The sequence below is a fragment of the Nocardiopsis sp. iso_25 genome (assembly GCF_056173305.1).
This window is the reverse complement of sequence record NZ_CM149667.1, coordinates 1,235,634-1,252,953: the sequence shown is the minus strand read 5'-3', so window position 1 is coordinate 1,252,953 and position 17,320 is coordinate 1,235,634. Positions and strand designations below refer to the sequence as shown.

Here is a 17,320-nt window from a genome sequence, read left to right as displayed (position 1 = left end):
GCAACATATATTGCAACAACGCGAACCCCGACGGAGGTATCCATGACCCGCCAGTCAGAACCGCACATCCTCTTCACGGGCGCCGGGTTGCTCGACCCCGAGGCGGGCACGAGGACCCCCGGCTCCTGGCTCCTGGTGCGGGACGGCCTCGTCGCGGGCAGCGGCCAGGGGACCCCGCCCGAGGTGGGACCGCAGGTGCCGACCGTGGACCTGGCGGGGGCCACCCTCATGCCGGGCCTGATCGACGCCCACGTGCACCCGACCGCCTTCAGCGCCGACCTCGGCGCCGCGATGGACCAGTCGCCCGCCTACATCGCCAGCTACGCGGGCCGGTCCCTGGGCGACATGCTCAGGCGCGGCTTCACCACCGTCCGCGACGTCGCCGGGGGCGACTGGGGGCTGGCCAGGGCGGTCGAGGAGGGGCTCGTCGACGGCCCCCGGCTCATGTTCGGCGGCAAGGCGCTGTCGCAGACCGGCGGCCACGGCGACTTCCGCGCGCCCGGCCGCCAGGGCAACGACACCCACGCCTGCTGCCCCGGCGCGGGCATCGTCTGCGACGGGCCCGTGGAGTTCCGCCGCGCGGCCCGCGAGCAGCTGCGCACCGGAGCCCACCACCTCAAGATCATGCTCTCGGGCGGCGTGGCCTCCCCCACCGACCGCATCGACTCCACCCAGTCCTCCGAGGACGAGATCCGGGCCGTGGTGGAGGAGGCCGAGGCGGCCAACCGCTACGTGACCGGCCACGCCTACACCGCCCGCGCCGTCAACCGCGGGCTGCGCCTGGGCGTGCGCTGCATCGAGCACGGCAACCTCATCGACGAGAGCAGCATCGAGCTGTTCCTGGAGCACGACGCCTACCTGGTGCCCACCCTGGTCACCTACCAGGAGCTCTCCCTGCAGGGGGCCGCCAACGGGCTGCCCGCGGCCAGCCAGGCCAAGGTGGACACCGTGCTCGACCGGGGGCTGGACGCGCTGCGCATGGCCCACGAGGCCGGGGTGAACCTGGTCTTCGGCAGCGACCTGCTCGGCGGCATGCAGGACCGCCAGAGCCAGGAGTTCGCCATCCGCGGCCGGGTCCAGCCCGCCGCGGACGTGCTACGCGCCGCCACCGTCAACGCCGCCCGGCTGCTGGGGCTGGAGGGGGTCGTCGGCACCCTGCGCGACGGGGCGCGGGCCGACCTCGTCGTGGTCGACGGCGACCCGCTCGCCGACATCGGGGTCCTGGCCTCGCCGGAGACGAGCGTGCGCACCGTGCTGCGCGACGGCCGGATCCGCCACGAGCGCGACGCCGTGCGCTGACGCGGCGGGTGCGGGCCCGGGGCCCGCACCCGCCGACGCTCAGGAGATGGTGGCGGTCGCGTCCATGTACAGGAACTCCCACAGGTGGCCGTCGGGGTCGGCGAAGGAGCGCGAGTACATGCCGGTGTGCTCGGTGGTCCTGGCGTGGGTCGCCCCGGCCACGGCGGCGGCCTCCGCGATCCGGTCCACGTCCTCGCGGCTGTCGGCGGTCAGGCAGGTGATCACCTCCGCGCCCGCGGAGGTGTCGGCCGTCCCCGAGGGCGTGAACTCCGCGAAGAAGGGTTCGGACAGGAAAAGGACGCGCGACTGGTCGCTGACGACCATGCACAGCGCCCTGTCGCCGGAGAAGGCCTCGTCGTAGCCGAAGCCCAGCGCGCTGAAGAACTCCCGGGTGGCGTCGACGCTCTTGACGGGCAAGTTCACGAAGGTCATTCGAGTCATGTGGCGAAGCTAACAGCGAATGCCGACAATCGGCGGCAACGGCTCAGGCCAGACTGCGCCGCGGGTTCTTGGCCGGTGCCGTCATCGACATCCGCACGACGGCCGGTACCTGCTCCAGGTCCAGCGCCCGGCGCAGGTTCGCCAGCCCCTCCGAGCTCACCCGCCGCCACACCCCGGCCACGTCGGCGTCGTCGTCCAGGGTCAGCGCCAGGCGCAGGTGCGGCGCCTCGGCGGACTCGGTCAGCCGCGCGCGGGCGCGGCGCACGCCCGGGTAGTCGGCGACCTCCTGCTCCAGGGCACCGCGGGCCACGTTCTCCGACATCTCCACCCGCCCCTGCTCCCCGCGCTCCAGGACCAGGCGCCCCACCGTGTCGTTGAGCCCCTGGGACATCAGCCAGCGCAGGGCCAGGAAACCGGCGACGAAGGCCACCGCGACCGCCGCGTAGGGCACCCACTGCTGGTCCAGCGCCTCCCGGACCCCGGGACCGAGCAGAACGCTGTCGGCCGCTCCCCCGCCGAACAGGCCGCGCCCCGCGGCCAGCGACGCCAGCCCCGCGAGGAGCAGCACCGCCCCCACGACCGCCAGCCCCCACCGGTTCCCCCGCGCCGACCTGCGCGACCTGTCACCAGCCATGGTCAACCCTCCGCGTACCGCACGTGGGTGGCGATCCGCATGCTGCGCAGCGGCGCCAGCTCCTCCAACCGCCGCTCCACGGCCGCGGTCACCTCGGCGGGCAGTCCCGCCGACCCTCGCATCCCGGTGCGCGCGTGCACCCGGATCCTGTTTCCGCGCACCGTCACGTGCACGCCTTCGACGCCGCTGACGCCCTCGGCCGCGGCGGCCACCGCCCGGCGCAGCGCGGGCCGGGTCAGCCCCACCACCAGGGCGGGGTCATCGGTGCGCAGGGCCGTCCAGCGCCCCCGCCCGGGGGCCAGGGCTGCCACGATCAGGGCCAGTCCGATCAGCGCCAGGACCGCCGAGGCGATCTGCACCGACGGCATCGACCAGGTCGTGGTCGCCGCGTAACCGCTGGCCGCGCCGACCGGGATCAGCCCCAGCGGGCTCCCCGCCAGGGCCGAGATCACCTCGGCGGCGGCCACGACGGCCACGAGGAGGATCACGAGGCCCGTGATCACCGCGGGCCAGGACCGCCGCGGACGGAACGTGTGGACGGCCACCCGCCTGGCCCGGCGGTCGACGCCCTGGTCGGGGCGTCCGAGCACCTCTTCCACGGTGGTCATGTCAGCGCACCAACTCCGCGATCTCGATGTCGATGTGGTGGACCCGCTTGCCGGTGATCCGCTCGATCCGCCGCCCGACGTGCCCGCGCACCCGTGCGGCGACCTCGCGCACCGAGTGCGGGTAGCGGACGCCGACCCGCAGCCTGAGCAGCACGACCTCGCCGCTCACCCGGGCCCGCGCCGTGCGCGACCGGGCGGGGAGGGCGCCGGGGACCTCGCGGACCGCGCGCGCGGCCGCCTTCTCGACCACACCGGGTTCGATGACGGTGCGGCCGCCGGGGTCGCGGTCTGCCCCGCTCCGCTCCCGGGCGACCTCGTCGCCCGGGCGTTCCCGCTGTCGGGGAACCGTACTGGTCCGCACTTCGGCCACGTCCGCTCCCTCACGTCTCAGGCAGAGCGCCGCGAGAACATCGCGGTGAGGTCGATCTCGCCCTCCATCGCCCGACCGGCGACGAACCCCGCGATCCCCAGGATCAGGACCAGCGCGAAGGCCGTGAAACCGCCGAACGCGGCGGCCAGACCCAGTACCGTCCCGTAGGACAGTCCGACGATGGGCCACATGGCTTCCCCCTCTTGTCCAGCACCCGATGCTGCCTGTTCAACCACCCGTACGGGCGCCGTCCCGCAGACCGGCGACCACGTCCTCCACCGACACGTGGACGGTGCGGCCCCCGGCGACCGGGGTCAGGACGCGGCGCAGTTCGGCGGCGATCTCCGGCAGGGGCCGCCCGAACCGGACCACGACGCCGACCTCGACGCTGTCGGCGCGTACCGCCACCCCCAGGACCCGTCCACCGGGGACGGGCGTGGTCAGCGTGCCGAAACCCCCCGAGGACAGTTCCACCACGTCCGGGAAGCGCTCGGCCTCCCCCGCCAGGCGCCGGGCGACCTCGCCCGGGTCCGCGTCGGCGACCGCCATCACTGGACCCGGGGCGCGGACTCGCCGTCGTCCTCGCCGCGGTCGTCGTCGGGCAGGTGGATGTCGTCCACCCGGATGTTGATCTCGGTGACCTCCAGCCCGGTCATGCGCTCCACCGCCGAGGTGACGTTGCGGCGCACGGCCGCGGCCAGGTCCTGGATGGCGGCGCCGTACTCGACGACGAGGTCGATGTCGACGGCGGCCTGGCGCTCGCCCACCTCGACCGAGACGCCCCGCGCGACCGAGCCGCTGTCGCCGCCCCGGGTCACGACGTCCCTGACCGCGCCGACCGCCCGCGCGGTCCCGCCGCCCATGGCGTGGACGCCGCCGATCTCACGCGCGGCCATGCCGGCGATCTTGGCGACCACGCCGTCGGCGATCTGGGTGCGCCCGCCCTCCTCGCGGGAGGAGTCCCCCCGGTTCGTCCGGCCCGACTCGCGGGCTCCCGGCACCTTGGTCTCGGTCCTCATGTCCGTCACTGGGTCCCCCTACGCAGTGTGCGGGCCGCACGGGCGGTCGCGGCGCCGAAGGCGCCCCCGGACCGCTCCCCGCGCTTTCCCGGCGGATGTGCCCTCCCAGAGGGCCGGACCGAAACCCGGGCCCGTGTCATGGCCGGAAGGATGTCGAACTGATCACACCATATACATACACACTGTATCCGACAAAGCACTGTGAGTAATTTTTCCTGGTCGGAACGGGCAACGTGCGTCCCATCTCCGACCCAAAACAGCGTCGAGAAGCCGGTCGGGCCAGGAAAACGCACGGGGGCGCCCGCAGGCGCCCCCGTGCGCGGACCGCACCCCCGCCGCACGGCGGGCGTCCGGTTCAGCCGAAGATGACGGTCTTGTCCCCGTTGAGGAGCACGCGGCGCTGCGCGTGCCAGTTGACCGCGCGCGCCAGCGCCACCGACTCCAGGTCCCGGCCGATCGCCGTGAGCTGCTCCGGGCTGTGCGTGTGGTCCACCCGCGACACCTCCTGCTCGATGATCGGGCCCTCGTCGAGGTCGGCGGTGACGTAGTGGGCGGTCGCGCCGATCAGCTTCACGCCGCGCGCGTGGGCCTGGTGGTAGGGCCGGGCTCCCTTGAAGCTGGGCAGGAAGGAGTGGTGGATGTTGATGATCCGGCCGGACATCTTGGTGCACAGCTGCTCGGAGAGCACCTGCATGTAGCGCGCCAGGACCACCAGGTCCACGTCGTAGGAGTCGACCAGCTCCAGCAGGCGCGCCTCCTGCTCCTTCTTGCTTCCGGCCGTGACCGGCAGGTGGTGGAAGTCCACGCCGTAGGAGTCGGCGAGGAACTCCAGGTCGGGGTGGTTGGAGACCACCGCGGCGATGTCGGCGTCCAGCAGGCCGCTGCGCTGGCGGTAGAGCAGGTCGTTGAGGCAGTGGCCGAACTTGGACACCATCACGATCATGCGCGGGCGCACGTCGCGGCGGTTGAGGGTCCACTCCACGAACGCGTCGCCGTTCCCGCCGCCGAAGTCCCCCGCCAGCGCCGCGAAGGCGCCGCGCAGGACGTCCTCCCCGGCCACGCCGTCGCCGCCCCGCTCGGCCACGAACTGCATCCGCAGGAAGAATCGTCCCGTGTAGTGGTCGCCGTACTGCTGACTCTCGGTGATGTTGCAACCGTGGTCGGACAGCAGGTTGGCCACAGCGGCGACGATGCCCCGGCTGTCGGGGCACGAAAGGGTCAGGACGTACTCACGCTCACTCATGGAAAGAACCACTCCCGGGGTCGGACGGCTGATCAGCCGTGACACCCCAGGGTATCGCCCCCGCAACACCGGGGGCCGGTTATCGCGAAGCCGCCCGCGGACCGCCCGCCGCGGGGATACCGCGTCCCCTTTTGCGTCGAGAATATGAAAGACATTCATGTTCTGGCATGCTCAGGACATGACAAGTCTGCGCGAAACGTACGAGTCCGCCACACGCGGCCTCGAAGCCCCCTTCGCCCTCGTCGACCTCGCCGCCCTGCGCGCCAACGCGGCCGACCTGACCCGCCGCGCCCACGGCAGGCCCATCCGGATCGCCAGCAAGTCCGTGCGCAGCCGCGAACTGCTGCGCACCGTCCTCGCCCTGCCCGGCTACGCGGGGATCATGGCCTTCACCCTGCCAGAGGCCCTCTGGCTGGCCACCGGCGACCGCCCCCTCAGCGACGACGTCCTCGTCGCCTACCCCACCGTCGACCGCCAGGCCCTGGCCAGACTCGTGCGCGACCCCCGCGCCGCCCGCGCCGTCACCCTGATGGTGGACGACACCGCGCACCTGGACCTGATCGGCGCGGCCGTCGCCGAGGCCGCCGAATCCCGCGGACCCGACGCCCCGCCGGTCCGGGTGTGCCTGGACGTGGACACCAGCTGGCAGCCCGTGGGACCGCGCCTGCGCGTGGGCACCTACCGCTCCCCCGTGCGCACCCCGGCCCAGGCCGCCGCGTTCGCCCGCGCGGTCGCGGCCCGACCCGGACTGGAGCTGGACGGGATCATGGCCTACGAGGGCCAGATCGCCGGGGTGGGCGACGCCCCGCCCGGCAGGCCGCTCTACGGACGCCTCCTGCGCGCCGTCCAGCGCCGCTCGGCCGTGGAGCTGGCCAAGCGCCGCGCCGCCATCGTGCACGCCGTCAGGGAGGTCGCCGACCTGCGCTTCGTCAACGGCGGCGGCACCGGCAGCCTGCACACCACCGGCAGGGAGAAGGCCGTGACCGAGCTGGCGGCGGGCTCGGGGCTCTACCACCCGCACCTGTTCGACCACTACCGCTCCTTCGGCGGGCGCCCCGCCGCCCTGTTCGCGCTCCCCGTCGTGCGCCGCCCCGGGCCGGGCGTGGCCACCGCCCTCGGCGGCGGCTACCCCGCCTCGGGCCCCGTGAACGCCCACCGCGCCCCGCTCCCCCACCTGCCCGCCGGTCTCTCCTACAGCGTCAACGAGGGCGCGGGCGAGGTGCAGACGCCCCTGCTCGGCGCCGCGGCCGACGGCCTGTCCGTCGGCGACCGGGTGTGGATGCGCCACGCCAAGGCGGGAGAGCTGTGCGAGCGCTTCGACACCCTGCACCTGGTGGACTCCGACACCGGGGAGTACGCGGGTGCCGTGCCCACCTACCGGGGCGAGGGCCAGACCTTCCTCTAGGCGCCGCCCGGAACCCGCGCGCGGCCGCGGCCCCTACCGGGCACCGCCTCGGACACCCCCGCGACACACGGAGGGGCCCGCTGACGCGGACCCCTCCGAACGTGCGCCGGTCCGGCGCTACTTCCTCCTGCGGTGCACCGCCCAGGCCACCACGCCCACGGCGACGACCGCGCCGACGCCGACCGCGAGCAGCAGCGCCTCCGGGGGGAGCTGACCGCGCGACTGGTAGGTGGTGACGACGTGGCCGTCGCCCTTGACGACGATGCTGCCCTCCTCGGGCTCCACCGGGTGGCTCTCCACGCGCACCGCGCCGCCCCCGACCACCAGGGCGCGCGCCTCGTCCACGATCCGGGCGCCGCGTTCGCGGACCCTCTCCATCTGCTTGCGGGCGATGTTGGCGGGCCGGGCCTGCACGCTCAACTCGTCCAGGGTCTCGGCGAGCTGGCGCTGTTCGCGGTTGATCTCGGCGACGACGTCCGCCGGGGTCAGGCGCGGTTCGGTGTCACGTCCCGTCATGGGTGCCTCTCTCCACTAGCGCAGGGTCGTCTGAGAACCCGTGTCCGAGCCGGTGTCCCGGCTCCCTTCCTCCGCGCCGTCGGACGGACCGGAGAATCTCAGCGCGCTGTCGATTCCGTCGACCACGCGGAAGAAGTCCCGCGTGGACAACCACAGTTTATAGATGATGGCGATCTCGAACGCGAGGAGCAAAACACCCGCCACAGCGGTGATCCACCCGATAAGGGACGGCGCGCCGAACACGGCGGCCGCCAGCGGCGCGATCACGAACACCGACATCTGGAACTCGATGCCGCCCACCAGGTGCGTTCTGACCCGTCTGGCGTTGAGGGCCGACCAGAACCGCTGGTACCACGGGAAGCGGTTGCGGAACTCCTGGTGCAGGTCCACCTTGGGCAGGGTGAGGTCGGGCTGCTTGCCCGCCGAGCGCTGGTTGCGGGCCTCGCGCTCGTTCTGGCTGTGCAGGATCTGCTCCAGCACGCCGATGCCGTGGCGCAGCACCGCCTGCTCGCCGCCGTCGCTCATCGTCCGCCCGCCCGCGCCGGTGGCCGAGCCGGTGTCGTCCTCCTCCGGCTCCAGCATCGACAGGGTGGCGCGGGCCCTCTCCAGGGCGGCGGCCAGGTGCGAGCGCATCTCCCTGCGGACCTTGTACACCTGGAGCGCGTTGAGGTAGCGCAGCATGTCCAGGAACACCACGACCAGGGCCAGCCACACGAACCACACCGGCCCGTCGCCCTCGGCGTTCTCGGCGACGACGTACTGTCCGCCCATCAGGGCGACCACGCACACCAGCACCCGGAACCGGTCGGAGACGTAGTCCATCCACGAACCGAACAGCGACTCCGAGCCGGTGAGCCGGGCCAGCTTGCCGTCCGTGCAGTCCATCAGGAAGGACAACAGGTACAGCAGCGCGCCCAGCGCCAGGAAGTGGCGGTAGCCCAGCGAGAAGCAGACGGCCGCGCCGAGCCCCAGGAAGAGCGCGACCACCGTCAGCTGGTTGGGTGTGATCGAGGTGCGGTTGGCCACCAGGCGCACGAGCCGGACCGCGATGGGGTCCACGAGGTAGACCGTCCACCAGGAGTCGCGCTCCTTGAGGGTCCGGGCCCTGACCTCGTCGAGTGTGAATCCAGGCATCGTCGCCAATACTCTCCAAGCGAAGCGGGTGTGTTCCGGCCCGCCGGGCGCCGCCGACGCGGCGTCTCCGGTGCGGCGGACGTCGCCGGGGCCGAACGACAGGACGAGTGCGGTCAACAATAGGTGATCGCGCCGCTGGTCACTCCGGATGCGGGCGAACCGAACCGGAATCGCAACCGAACACCGTACCCCCAGCCTGGCACAGCCCGCGAAGCGGCGACTCCCGGGGCACCGGAAGGCGGGGGTGGTTAGGGTGAGGGCGAGAGTCGGCGGGGCGGCGCCCCGCCCGCGAACCCAAGGGGGACACCACGTGAGCGACCCGATCCGTCTGGAGCCCGGCGACCAGGCGCCCGACTTCACCCTCGACGACGCCGACGGCAAGCCCGTCACCCTGAGCGAGGTGCTGGCCTCCACCGGCAAGCGCGTCGTCCTGTACTTCTACCCGGCGGCCATGACCCCCGGGTGCACCACGCAGGCCTGCGACTTCCGCGACAACCTGCGCGACTTCGACTCCGCGGGCCTGACCGTCCTGGGCGTGTCCCCGGACACGAGCGACAAGCTGGCCAGGTTCCGCGACAAGGAGGGGCTGACCTTCCCGCTGCTGGGCGACCCGGACAAGGACACCCTGCGCGCCTACGGCGCCTTCGGCGAGAAGAAGAACTACGGCCGCGTCGTGCAGGGCGTCATCCGCTCCACCGTCGTCGTGGGCACCGACGGGCGGGTGGAGAAGGCCTTCTACAACGTGAAGGCCACCGGACACGTCGACCGGATCAAGCGGGAACTGGGCCTGTGACACGGGTGCCGGGGGCGGCCCCCGGCCGCGGCGGGCCCGTGCGCCCGCCGGTGCCGGGCCCCGCGCCCGGCACCGGTACAGTTGTGCGCGAGGGGCCGTAGTCCAACTGGCAGGAGACGGCAGCTTTAGGTGCTGTACAGTGCGGGTTCGAATCCCGCCGGCCCCACTCGGCTCGGGGGAACTGCGTTCGCGGGCCGCGCCCGCTCACCGGAACGCCTCGCCACCCCCACCGGGGGGACGACCCCCCGAACCCCCCGACAGCGGTCCCGGCCGGTCGGCCAACGGCTCGCGAGGCGGCGCTAACGGCCGAGCAGCGCCCAGAGCATGACCGCGAGCAGCACCAGGACGCCGAGGGAGACCGCGGCGATGGTGGCCACAGCGGGCAGGCGGCTGCGCTCGGCGTGCTTGCCCGAACTGGTCAGCCCCAGCGTGTCCGTGGACTCGCGGATCGAGGTCATGATCGAGTTCATCGCCTCGGGGCTGTTGCGCAGCCGCTCGTTGATGGACTCCGCCAGCACGTGCGCGCCCGCCTTGAAGTGCTCGCGGGCCGACTCGCGCTCCTCGCCCTCGGGGCGGGGCTCGGCGGGCGTGGCGGTGCCCTGCGCGGCCGTCTCCGGGCTCGTCTCGGGCGCCCACGGCGCCAGGGCCGCGATCCGCAGCATCTTGGTGGCGTTCTCGGCGGTCAGCCGCTCCGAGGGCTCCACCCGCAGCAGACCGGCCAGCACCGGCGCCAGCGGCCCCGCGCTCGCGGCCTCGGCGGGCTCGTCCAGCTGCTCCTGGCGCAGGATCTTGATGTAGCCCTTGCGGTCGTAGGGAGGGTGCCCCTCCACCGCCGCGTACAGGGTGGCGCCCAGGGACCACAGGTCGGACTCGGGTCCCACCGGACCCGCCTTGGCCCGCTCCGGCGGGATGTAGGCCGGGGAGCCGATGATGCGCCCGGACGCGCTCAGCGCCGACTCGCCGTTCCAGGCGGCCAGCCCGAAGTCGGTGAGCACGACCCGCCCCGCCTGGCTGATCATCACGTTGTCGGGCTTGACGTCGCGGTGCACGATGCCCTCGGCGTGCGCGACCTTGAGCGCGTCGATGAGCTGGAGTCCGATCTCGGCCACGCGCTGGTAGGGCAGCGGGCCGCCCACCTGGATGAGCTCCTCCAGGGTGGAGGCCTCCACCAGCTCCATGACGATCCAGGGGCGGTCGTCCTCGTCCACGACGTCCAGGACGGTGACCAGGCTGGGGTGGGTGAGGCGTCCGGCGACGCGGGCCTCGCGGGTGGTGCGCTGCAGGAGCGACTCGCGCTCGGAACGGCTCAGGTCCGCGGGCAGGCGCAGCTCCTTGACGGCCACCTCGCGGTCGATGACCAGGTCGGTGGCGCGCCAGACCGTGCCGACACCGCCCCGGGCGATCTCCGACACCAACTGGTAGCGCCCCTTGAGCAGGCGCCCCTCGGGACGGGGCTCGGCCGTGTCGGCCGTCTCCGCCCGTGCGGAGGAGGGCGACGCCTCAGGGCGCTGCGTGTGGGGGTTCTCTAGGGAGGACACGGTTATCCACGGGTCCATTCACCGGCCATGGTGGCCTCCTGCGGGAGCATTGCGGTCGCTGTCACCACGTAGGTGCACGGATCACTCGTTATACCAGCAGGACGCCGGATCCATGCTGGTGGTTGCCACATCACGGACACATAGGTTCGCTTTCGTTATGTCCGGCGACGACCCGAGCATGCAGTGACGTAGGTCTCACTCCGAGGCTCCCGTGCCTGTCGGCGGGGACGGCGCGGGTGCGCGGGCCGACCGCCCGCGCACCCGTCGGCCTCAGGTCCAGAGCGAGTCCGGGGTGCGCACCTCGACCGGGCCGACCCCGGTGTCGGTGAGCGGCTGGCGCAGGCGCTCGGCGTCGCCGACGACCACCACAACCGACTCCTCGGGGCGCAGGTACTCGGTGGCGGCGCTGTCCAGGGACTCCTTGGTGAGCCTCTCGTAACCGGACCGGACGCGGTCCACGTGGTCCTCGGGCAGGTCGTGCACCACCATGTCGACCAGGGCCCCGGCCATGGCGCGCGCCGTGGCGTAGGTGACCGGCAGGCCCACCGTGTTGGAGTCGCGCACGGCGGACAGCTCCTCCTCGGTGACCCCCGACTCGCGCAGCTTGGCGACCTGCTCCAGCGAGGAGGTGACCGAGTGGGCGGTGGTGTCCGCCTCGACCTGGGCGGACATGAAGAACACCCCGCTGTCGCGGCGCAGGTCGAAACGGGACCCGGCGCCGTAGGTGTAGCCCAGGCGCTCGCGCAGCTCCAGGTTGAGCCGGGAGGTGAACATGCCGCCCAGGACCTCGCTGACGCCCTCGGCGCGCGGCAGGTCCACCTGCGAGCGGGAGGGGGCGCGGTGCGCGATGACCAGTGCGGACTGCACGGAGCCGGGCCGGTCCACGATCAGGACGCGGGGCAGCTCCCCGGGCGGCGGGGCGGGCTCGGTCGGCTCGGGCGCGCGCACGGCCGCGGCGTCGCCGAACACGGTCTTGCCCAGGTCCTCCAGGTCGATCCCGGTGAGGTCGCCGACGACCACGAGGGTCCCGGCCACCGAGGCGACGGAGTCGGCGTGGAAGGCCGCCACGGTCTCGGGGGTGACGTCGGCCAGCTTGACCGGGCCGCCCGCGAGCGGCGTGGCGTAACGGCCGGTGAACAGCTGCCCGCCCAGGCTGCGCATGGCCAGGGTTCCGGCCGAGGCCGCCTCCAGCCAGAACCGCTCCAGCAGCTGGTCGCGGCGGCGGACGACGTCGTCGGGGTTGAGCGCGGGACGGCGCACCGCGTCGGCGAACAGGCGCACCGCCTCGGGCAGGCGGCCCGCGGGGGCGTCCAGGCCGGTGATGAAGGCGTCCCAGTTGACGCGGGAGACCCATTCGGCGCCGTGGCGCTCCAGGGCGGGCGCCAGGGAGCTGTTGCCTCCGGGGCCGTCCTCCAGGACCTCGCTGGTCAGAGCACTGACGCCCATGGCGTCGAGCGGCTCGGCGGCGCCGCCGCGCGGGTGCACGAGGCGGAGGGAGACGAGCTGTTGGCCGGGTACGTCGACGGCGACGACCGTGCCGCCGCCGACGGTGAGGCGGCGGGGCTTGGGAAAGGTGTAGGACGCTACGGCACCGAGGTTGGGGCGAAACCGCGGCCAGAGGCCGTCCGTTGAGGGTGGCCCCTCCCCCTCCGCGAAGCGGACCCAGGGGCGGTGGAGGGCGACGGGCGGGCGTGTCTGCGGCATGCTCTGCGGCTCTTTCTGCGGCTTGCGGTAACGGAACCCGGATCAGGCGTCGACGGTGTCGGCCCCGGCCGCCTCGGCGGCCTCGGACTCCTCGGGGTCGAAGCGGACGACGAGCAGGTTGTCGTCGACCAGCACGCGCTCGGCGGCGGCCCGCACCTCCTCGGCGGTGATGTCGTCCCAGCGCCGGGGCCAGGTGTAGGCCAGCTCGGGGTCGTCGAACAGCTGGGTGCAGCTGCTGATGCTGTCGGCGAGCCCGGAGGGGCTGGAGATGGACTGGAGGTGGTCGCGCTCCAGGACGGCGCGGGCCCGGTCCAGCTCCTCCTCGGTGATCCCGGCGGCCAGCTTGGCGATCTCCTCGCGCATGGCCTCCTCCAGCACGTCGCCGCTGACGCCCTCGCGGGAGAGCATGTTCACCAGCATCAGGCTGTCGGTGTAGCGGAACGGCAGGATGTCGGCCGCGCCGCCGCCGTCGTCGGCGGCGATGGGGCGGTCCACCACCAGGGAGCGGTACAGGCGGCTGCCCTGCCCCTGGCCCAGGACGGCCGAGGCCAGGTGCATGACGTCGAACCCGCGCTCGCCGTAGGGGGCGACGCGGAACCCGAGGAAGACCCCGGCGGCGGGCACGGTCTCGGTGACCGCGTCGCGGACCGGGCCGCCCAGCGGGGCCTCCAGGGCGGCGTCGGGCGCCTCGGGGAGGCTCTCGCGGGCCGGGATGGGACCGAAGAACTTCTCCACGCGGCCCCGGACGTCCTCGGGGTCGAGGTCGCTGACCACGGTGAGCACGCAGTTGTCCGGGCCGTAGTGGGCCTTGTGGAACGACTTGACGTAGTCGAGGTCGGCGGCGTCCAGGTCGGCCATGGAGCCGATGGTCGGGTGGTGGTAGGGGTGGCCCTCGGGGTAGGCCAGGCGCAGGATGCGCTCCAGGGCGGTGCCGTAGGGCTGGTTGTCGTAGCGCTGGCGGCGCTCGTTCTTGACGACGTCGCGCTGGTTGTCCAGGACCTCCTGGGTCATGCCCTCGCGCAGGGTCGCCAGCCGGTCGGCCTCCAGCCACAGGATCCGGTCCAGGGCGTGCTCGGGGACCGTCTCGTAGTAGTTGGTGCGGTCGGTCGAGGTGGAGGCGTTGATGTCGCCGCCGAGCCGCTCGACCTCCTCGAAGTGCTCGCCCTTGGCGACGCCGCCGCTGCCCTGGAACATCAGGTGCTCGAAGAGGTGCGCGAACCCCGTGCGCCCGGGGACCTCGTGCCGGGACCCCACGCCGTACCACAGGTTCACGGAGGCGACCTGGCCCGTGGAGGCCGCAGCGGTCACCAGACGCAATCCGTTGTCGAGCGTGTACTGAACGACACGTCCCGCCGCTCCGATGGTGGTCACCAGTGCTGCCCCCGATTCACGTCGCCTGCGACCGCGCCGCCCGCGCGGGCGGCCGTCGTCGTAACGAGTACGACCCTACGGCCTCATCGGACCGCGGGGACACCCGTTCGGGTAATCGGTCGAACCGAAACCGCGGCGGTCGGTTCCGGGCGGTCAGCTCTGGTAGTCGCTGGTGTCCATGGACAGGGCGATCTCGTCGTAGACGGCGGAGTACTGGGAGTCGGCCGACCACACGTAGAGCAGGACGTCGCTGACCGGCAGGAACCACATGCGCACCTCGAAGGTGTCGCCGTTGACGCACGCCACGTTCCACACCGAGTGGTGCGAGGTGAGTCCGTCGGCGTGGTCGGTGAAACCGGAGACCGCGAGCTCGGCCCCCTCCACGCCGATGCCCCCGGAGGCGGCGGTGTTGAGGCTGCGGCAGCTGCCGGTCTCGGCCGCCCAGCCGCCCTCCTTGCTGAACGCCTCGCCCTCGCCCGGCCAGCCCTGGGGGTGCTTCTCGACCGCGTGGGGGGTCAGCTGCACGGAGCCGTACCCGCAGGGCTCCTGTCCGGGCGGGCTCACGCAGAGCACACCGCCCTCGTTCTGGGTCTGCCAGCCCTCGGGGACCTGCAGGGACACGCCCTCGATGCTCTCGGTGGCGAACTCCTCCGGCGCCGGGGGCTCCGCCGCGGGCAGGGTCCCGCTCTCGCCGAGCTGCAGTTCGGCCTCGCTCCCTCCGGAGCAGGCCGACAGGAGCAGCAGCGCCGCGGCAGCCGCGACCGTTCCCGTGCCGACGCGTGCGGCGCGCGCCCGCCGCCGTCGCCCGTGGATGCCCGCCATGCCGTCGTCCCTCTCGTGGATCCCGTGCTCGAACCACCGTTGACCTTAGCGCGCCCGGCGACCGCATCGCCCGATTCCGCACGTTCCGGACGGCGTTCCACACCCCGGAGCACTACGCTGGGCCCATGGTGGACCTCGCGAAGATCATGAAGACCCGACAGGGCCCCCAGGGGCCGCTGGTGCTGGAGCTGGACCTGACGGAGGGGGTCGCCGACCAGGCCCCCGGGGACCCGTTCAGCCAGATCATGAACCGGCGCAGGCAGCAGTACCTGGACGTCCTGGAGGGGATCCGCCGCGGCGCGCGCGACCCGCGGGTGGCGGCTCTCCTGGTCCGGGTGGACGCCCGGTCCCTGGGATTCGCCAAGGTCCAGGAGCTGCGCGACACCGTCGCCGACTTCCGTGCGGCGGGCAAGCCCGCGGTGGCCTGGGCCGACTCCTTCGGCGAGACCGGCGAGGGGAACCTGCCCTACTACCTGGCCTGCGCGTTCTCGCGCGTGGTCATGGCGCCCACCGGCGTGCTCGGCCTGACCGGCCTGATGATGCGCACGACCTTCGTCAAGGGCGCCCTGGACAAGCTGGACGTGTCCTACGAGGTGGGCGCGCGCCACGAGTACAAGAACGCGATGAACAGCGTCACCGAGACCGGTTACACCGCCGCCCAGCGCGAGGCCAGCGACCGGATCGTCACCTCTCTGGGCGACCAGGTCGTCGAAGCCGTCTCCCGGGCCCGGGGGCTGCCCGAGGAGGAGGTGCGCGCGCTCGTCTCCAAGGGCCCGTTCCTGGCCCGCGAGGCGGTCGAGCACAAGCTGGTCGACGGACTCGCCCACCGGGACGAGGTGTACGCACGGCTGTTCGAGGAGCTGAGCGGCGAACCGCGGTTGCAGTTCGTCACCCGCTACCACCGCAGGCACACCGCCCCCCAGCAGCTCTCCCGCGACACCGGGGGCCACATCGCGCTGATCTCGGCCACCGGGACGATCAGCCTGGGCCGGACCCGGCGCTCGCCCCTGGGCGGCGGCACCGTCATGGGCTCGGACACCGTGGCGGCGGCCTTCCGCGCCGCGCGCAAGGACCCCCGGGTCAAGGCGGTCGTGTTCCGGGTGGACAGCCGGGGAGGCTCCCCCACCGCCTCCGACGCGATCCGCCGTGAGAGCGAGCTGACCAGCAAGGCGGGCATCCCCGTGGTGTCCGTGATGGGCGACGTCGCGGCCTCCGGCGGCTACTACGTGACCCTGGGCTCCGACGCGGTCGTCGCACAGCCGGGCACGCTGACCGGCTCCATCGGCGTGATCACCGGCAAACCGGTCCTGGGTGCGCTGAAGGAGCAGTACGGCGTGACCAGCGACTCCGTGCGCACCGGCGAGCACGCGGGCATGTTCGACACCGACCGGCCCTTCACCGAGTCCGAGTGGGAGCGGGTCAACGCCCTCCTGGACGAGATCTACGAGGACTTCACCGGCAAGGTCGCCGCCGCGCGCGGGATGACCCGCGAGCAGGTGCACGAGGTGGCCCGGGGCCGGGTGTGGACCGGCCGCGACGCCCACGAGCGCGGTCTGGTGGACGAAGTGGGCGGCCTGGAGACCGCCGTTCGGCTGGCCCGCGAGAAGGCCGGTGCGGGGCCGCTTCCGCTGCGGCCCTTCCCCCGCGCGCACCCGCTCGACCGGATCCGCCAGCACGAGTCCAGCGAGGACGTGGGGGCCTCGGGCCCGCAGACCGTGGTCAGCGCCTGGGGGCCCCTGGAGCACGTGGCCGTGGCGATGGGGCTGCCGGTCGGCGGCCCGCTGATGATGCCGGGGCTGTGGGAGATCCGTTGACGTACCTGGACGCGATGGCCCTGCTGCCCGTGGGCGTCACGGTGGTGACCGTCGCCGACGGCCGCGACGACGTGGGGGCCACCGTCAGCGCCTTCGGGTCGGTCTCGGCCGACCCGCCCGTGGTGTCGGTCAGCGTGGACGCCAGCGGCTACATGGCCGAGGTGATCGAGGAGGTCGGCGCCTTCGCCGTCAACGTGCTGGGGGGCGGCCAGCGGGCCCTGGCCGGGCGGTTCTCCGCCGAGGGCCGTCCCAGCGCGCGCCTGCTGGTGACGGACCAGCCCCACCACCGGGGCGAGCGCACCCGCGCGATCGTGCTGGACGAGGCCCTGGCAGCGCTGGAGTGCTCCGTGCGCCAGCGGGTGCTGGTCGGCGACCACGTGGTCTTCTTCGCCGACGTCACCGACCTGCCGGAGGTCCGGGGCGAGGGCCCGGCCCTGGCCCGCCGTTCCGGCCGGTACCGGCTGGTGGAGTAGGCGGCCGGTTCAGCAGACGGGCCGGTGCGGTGGACGACGGGGCCCCGGGGGGGTGGGCGCGCGTGGGCGGCTCGCCCCCGCGGGGCCGAGGCGCGCGGAACCCGACGCCGCCTCGGCCCCGGCTCTCCCGCGACCG

The 17,320-nt window shown here is 73.1% G+C and carries 19 protein-coding genes and 1 tRNA gene; 6 read left to right on the top strand and 14 right to left on the bottom strand.

The window, feature by feature from the left end:
* Positions 1-42 precede the first annotated feature (42 nt).
* Complete coding sequence (locus tag AC0VX6_RS05680) at positions 43-1,299, top strand: metal-dependent hydrolase family protein (RefSeq protein ID WP_274976499.1); 1,257 nt, start codon at positions 43-45, stop codon at positions 1,297-1,299.
* 39 nt (positions 1,300-1,338) lie between these two features.
* Here the strand turns inward: AC0VX6_RS05680 and AC0VX6_RS05675 are convergent, their stop codons facing one another.
* The 8 genes from AC0VX6_RS05675 to purU all read right to left on the bottom strand — a co-directional run bounded on the left by AC0VX6_RS05675 (position 1,339) and on the right by purU (position 5,614).
* Positions 1,339-1,740 (bottom strand): VOC family protein, encoded by a 402-nt coding sequence (locus AC0VX6_RS05675; protein ID WP_274976498.1) that lies wholly within the window; start codon positions 1,738-1,740, stop codon positions 1,339-1,341.
* Between the two features lie 43 nt (positions 1,741-1,783).
* A complete protein-coding gene (locus AC0VX6_RS05670; RefSeq protein ID WP_475467581.1) occupies positions 1,784-2,374 on the bottom strand; it encodes an alkaline shock response membrane anchor protein AmaP in 591 nt (196 codons plus the stop codon).
* Positions 2,375-2,376: 2 nt separating this feature from the next.
* Positions 2,377-2,982 carry a DUF6286 domain-containing protein gene (locus AC0VX6_RS05665; protein WP_248773778.1) on the bottom strand — a complete coding sequence of 202 codons (606 nt, stop codon included), beginning with the start codon at positions 2,980-2,982 and terminating at the stop codon, positions 2,377-2,379.
* Position 2,983: 1 nt separating this feature from the next.
* The gene (locus AC0VX6_RS05660) at positions 2,984-3,352 is read right to left on the bottom strand and encodes an Asp23/Gls24 family envelope stress response protein (protein ID WP_274976496.1); all 369 of its coding nucleotides are present in this window, start codon (positions 3,350-3,352) and stop codon (positions 2,984-2,986) included.
* Between the two features lie 17 nt (positions 3,353-3,369).
* Positions 3,370-3,543 (bottom strand): hypothetical protein, encoded by a 174-nt coding sequence (locus AC0VX6_RS05655; RefSeq protein ID WP_212641245.1) that lies wholly within the window; start codon positions 3,541-3,543, stop codon positions 3,370-3,372.
* 37 nt (positions 3,544-3,580) lie between these two features.
* Positions 3,581-3,901, bottom strand: a complete 321-nt coding sequence (locus tag AC0VX6_RS05650; protein ID WP_274976495.1) for a hypothetical protein — start codon at positions 3,899-3,901, stop codon at positions 3,581-3,583.
* Entirely contained in the window at positions 3,901-4,371 is a 471-nt protein-coding gene (locus tag AC0VX6_RS05645; RefSeq protein WP_212641247.1) for an Asp23/Gls24 family envelope stress response protein, read from the bottom strand. Before AC0VX6_RS05645 ends, AC0VX6_RS05650 begins: the two co-directional genes overlap by 1 nt.
* A gap of 355 nt (positions 4,372-4,726) precedes the next feature.
* Positions 4,727-5,614: a formyltetrahydrofolate deformylase gene (gene purU / locus AC0VX6_RS05640; protein ID WP_274976494.1), complete on the bottom strand. Its 888-nt coding sequence runs from the start codon at positions 5,612-5,614 to the stop codon at positions 4,727-4,729.
* Between the two features lie 178 nt (positions 5,615-5,792).
* Between purU and AC0VX6_RS05635 the strand changes: the two genes are divergently transcribed.
* Positions 5,793-7,019 (top strand): amino acid deaminase/aldolase, encoded by a 1,227-nt coding sequence (locus AC0VX6_RS05635; RefSeq protein ID WP_475467577.1) that lies wholly within the window; start codon positions 5,793-5,795, stop codon positions 7,017-7,019.
* A gap of 117 nt (positions 7,020-7,136) precedes the next feature.
* Here AC0VX6_RS05635 and AC0VX6_RS05630 read toward each other — a convergent pair whose 3' ends face one another.
* Together AC0VX6_RS05630 and AC0VX6_RS05625 are read right to left on the bottom strand one after the other, a co-directional pair.
* Positions 7,137-7,535: a DUF3618 domain-containing protein gene (locus AC0VX6_RS05630; RefSeq protein ID WP_013151464.1), complete on the bottom strand. Its 399-nt coding sequence runs from the start codon at positions 7,533-7,535 to the stop codon at positions 7,137-7,139.
* Positions 7,536-7,550: 15 nt separating this feature from the next.
* Positions 7,551-8,669 carry a CDP-alcohol phosphatidyltransferase family protein gene (locus AC0VX6_RS05625; protein WP_248773773.1) on the bottom strand — a complete coding sequence of 373 codons (1,119 nt, stop codon included), beginning with the start codon at positions 8,667-8,669 and terminating at the stop codon, positions 7,551-7,553.
* Between the two features lie 310 nt (positions 8,670-8,979).
* Here AC0VX6_RS05625 and bcp point away from each other — a divergent pair, with 310 nt between their 5' ends.
* Both bcp and AC0VX6_RS05615 read left to right on the top strand, forming a co-directional pair.
* Positions 8,980-9,462, top strand: a complete 483-nt coding sequence (bcp, locus tag AC0VX6_RS05620) for a thioredoxin-dependent thiol peroxidase (RefSeq protein WP_274976492.1) — start codon at positions 8,980-8,982, stop codon at positions 9,460-9,462.
* Between the two features lie 91 nt (positions 9,463-9,553).
* A tRNA-Leu gene (locus AC0VX6_RS05615) sits at positions 9,554-9,628 on the top strand.
* Between the two features lie 133 nt (positions 9,629-9,761).
* Here AC0VX6_RS05615 and AC0VX6_RS05610 read toward each other — a convergent pair.
* The 4 genes from AC0VX6_RS05610 to AC0VX6_RS05595 form a co-directional block, all read right to left on the bottom strand.
* Positions 9,762-11,018: a serine/threonine-protein kinase gene (locus AC0VX6_RS05610; protein ID WP_475467575.1), complete on the bottom strand. Its 1,257-nt coding sequence runs from the start codon at positions 11,016-11,018 to the stop codon at positions 9,762-9,764.
* A gap of 252 nt (positions 11,019-11,270) precedes the next feature.
* Positions 11,271-12,704 carry a M16 family metallopeptidase gene (locus AC0VX6_RS05605; protein ID WP_475467574.1) on the bottom strand — a complete coding sequence of 478 codons (1,434 nt, stop codon included), beginning with the start codon at positions 12,702-12,704 and terminating at the stop codon, positions 11,271-11,273.
* Positions 12,705-12,746: 42 nt separating this feature from the next.
* Entirely contained in the window at positions 12,747-14,075 is a 1,329-nt protein-coding gene (locus AC0VX6_RS05600) for a M16 family metallopeptidase (RefSeq protein WP_274976489.1), read from the bottom strand.
* Between the two features lie 153 nt (positions 14,076-14,228).
* Positions 14,229-14,897: a hypothetical protein gene (locus AC0VX6_RS05595; protein WP_274976488.1), complete on the bottom strand. Its 669-nt coding sequence runs from the start codon at positions 14,895-14,897 to the stop codon at positions 14,229-14,231.
* A gap of 125 nt (positions 14,898-15,022) precedes the next feature.
* Between AC0VX6_RS05595 and sppA the strand changes: the two genes are divergently transcribed.
* Both sppA and AC0VX6_RS05585 read left to right on the top strand, forming a co-directional pair.
* Positions 15,023-16,711, top strand: a complete 1,689-nt coding sequence (gene sppA / locus AC0VX6_RS05590) for a signal peptide peptidase SppA (RefSeq protein ID WP_274976487.1) — start codon at positions 15,023-15,025, stop codon at positions 16,709-16,711.
* 14 nt (positions 16,712-16,725) lie between these two features.
* The gene (locus AC0VX6_RS05585) at positions 16,726-17,184 is read left to right on the top strand and encodes a flavin reductase family protein (protein WP_274978062.1); all 459 of its coding nucleotides are present in this window, start codon (positions 16,726-16,728) and stop codon (positions 17,182-17,184) included.
* Positions 17,185-17,320 lie beyond the last annotated feature (136 nt).

What these genes read in the sequence shown, in the direction of transcription:
- AC0VX6_RS05680 (WP_274976499.1), top strand. Translation starts at nt 43, where the DNA reads ATGACCCGCCAGTCAGAACCGCACATCCTCTTCACGGGCGCCGGGTTG.
- AC0VX6_RS05675 (WP_274976498.1), bottom strand. Translation starts at nt 1,740, where the DNA reads ATGACTCGAATGACCTTCGTGAACTTGCCCGTCAAGAGCGTCGACGCC.
- AC0VX6_RS05670 (WP_475467581.1), bottom strand. Translation starts at nt 2,374, where the DNA reads ATGGCTGGTGACAGGTCGCGCAGGTCGGCGCGGGGGAACCGGTGGGGG.
- AC0VX6_RS05665 (WP_248773778.1), bottom strand. Translation starts at nt 2,982, where the DNA reads ATGACCACCGTGGAAGAGGTGCTCGGACGCCCCGACCAGGGCGTCGAC.
- AC0VX6_RS05655 (WP_212641245.1), bottom strand. Translation starts at nt 3,543, where the DNA reads ATGTGGCCCATCGTCGGACTGTCCTACGGGACGGTACTGGGTCTGGCC.
- AC0VX6_RS05650 (WP_274976495.1), bottom strand. Translation starts at nt 3,901, where the DNA reads ATGGCGGTCGCCGACGCGGACCCGGGCGAGGTCGCCCGGCGCCTGGCG.
- AC0VX6_RS05645 (WP_212641247.1), bottom strand. Translation starts at nt 4,371, where the DNA reads ATGAGGACCGAGACCAAGGTGCCGGGAGCCCGCGAGTCGGGCCGGACG.
- purU (WP_274976494.1), bottom strand. Translation starts at nt 5,614, where the DNA reads ATGAGTGAGCGTGAGTACGTCCTGACCCTTTCGTGCCCCGACAGCCGG.
- AC0VX6_RS05635 (WP_475467577.1), top strand. Translation starts at nt 5,793, where the DNA reads ATGACAAGTCTGCGCGAAACGTACGAGTCCGCCACACGCGGCCTCGAA.
- AC0VX6_RS05630 (WP_013151464.1), bottom strand. Translation starts at nt 7,535, where the DNA reads ATGACGGGACGTGACACCGAACCGCGCCTGACCCCGGCGGACGTCGTC.
- AC0VX6_RS05625 (WP_248773773.1), bottom strand. Translation starts at nt 8,669, where the DNA reads ATGCCTGGATTCACACTCGACGAGGTCAGGGCCCGGACCCTCAAGGAG.
- AC0VX6_RS05610 (WP_475467575.1), bottom strand. Translation starts at nt 11,018, where the DNA reads ATGGACCCGTGGATAACCGTGTCCTCCCTAGAGAACCCCCACACGCAG.
- AC0VX6_RS05605 (WP_475467574.1), bottom strand. Translation starts at nt 12,704, where the DNA reads ATGCCGCAGACACGCCCGCCCGTCGCCCTCCACCGCCCCTGGGTCCGC.
- AC0VX6_RS05595 (WP_274976488.1), bottom strand. Translation starts at nt 14,897, where the DNA reads ATGGCGGGCATCCACGGGCGACGGCGGCGGGCGCGCGCCGCACGCGTC.
- sppA (WP_274976487.1), top strand. Translation starts at nt 15,023, where the DNA reads ATGGTGGACCTCGCGAAGATCATGAAGACCCGACAGGGCCCCCAGGGG.
- AC0VX6_RS05585 (WP_274978062.1), top strand. Translation starts at nt 16,726, where the DNA reads ATGGCCCTGCTGCCCGTGGGCGTCACGGTGGTGACCGTCGCCGACGGC.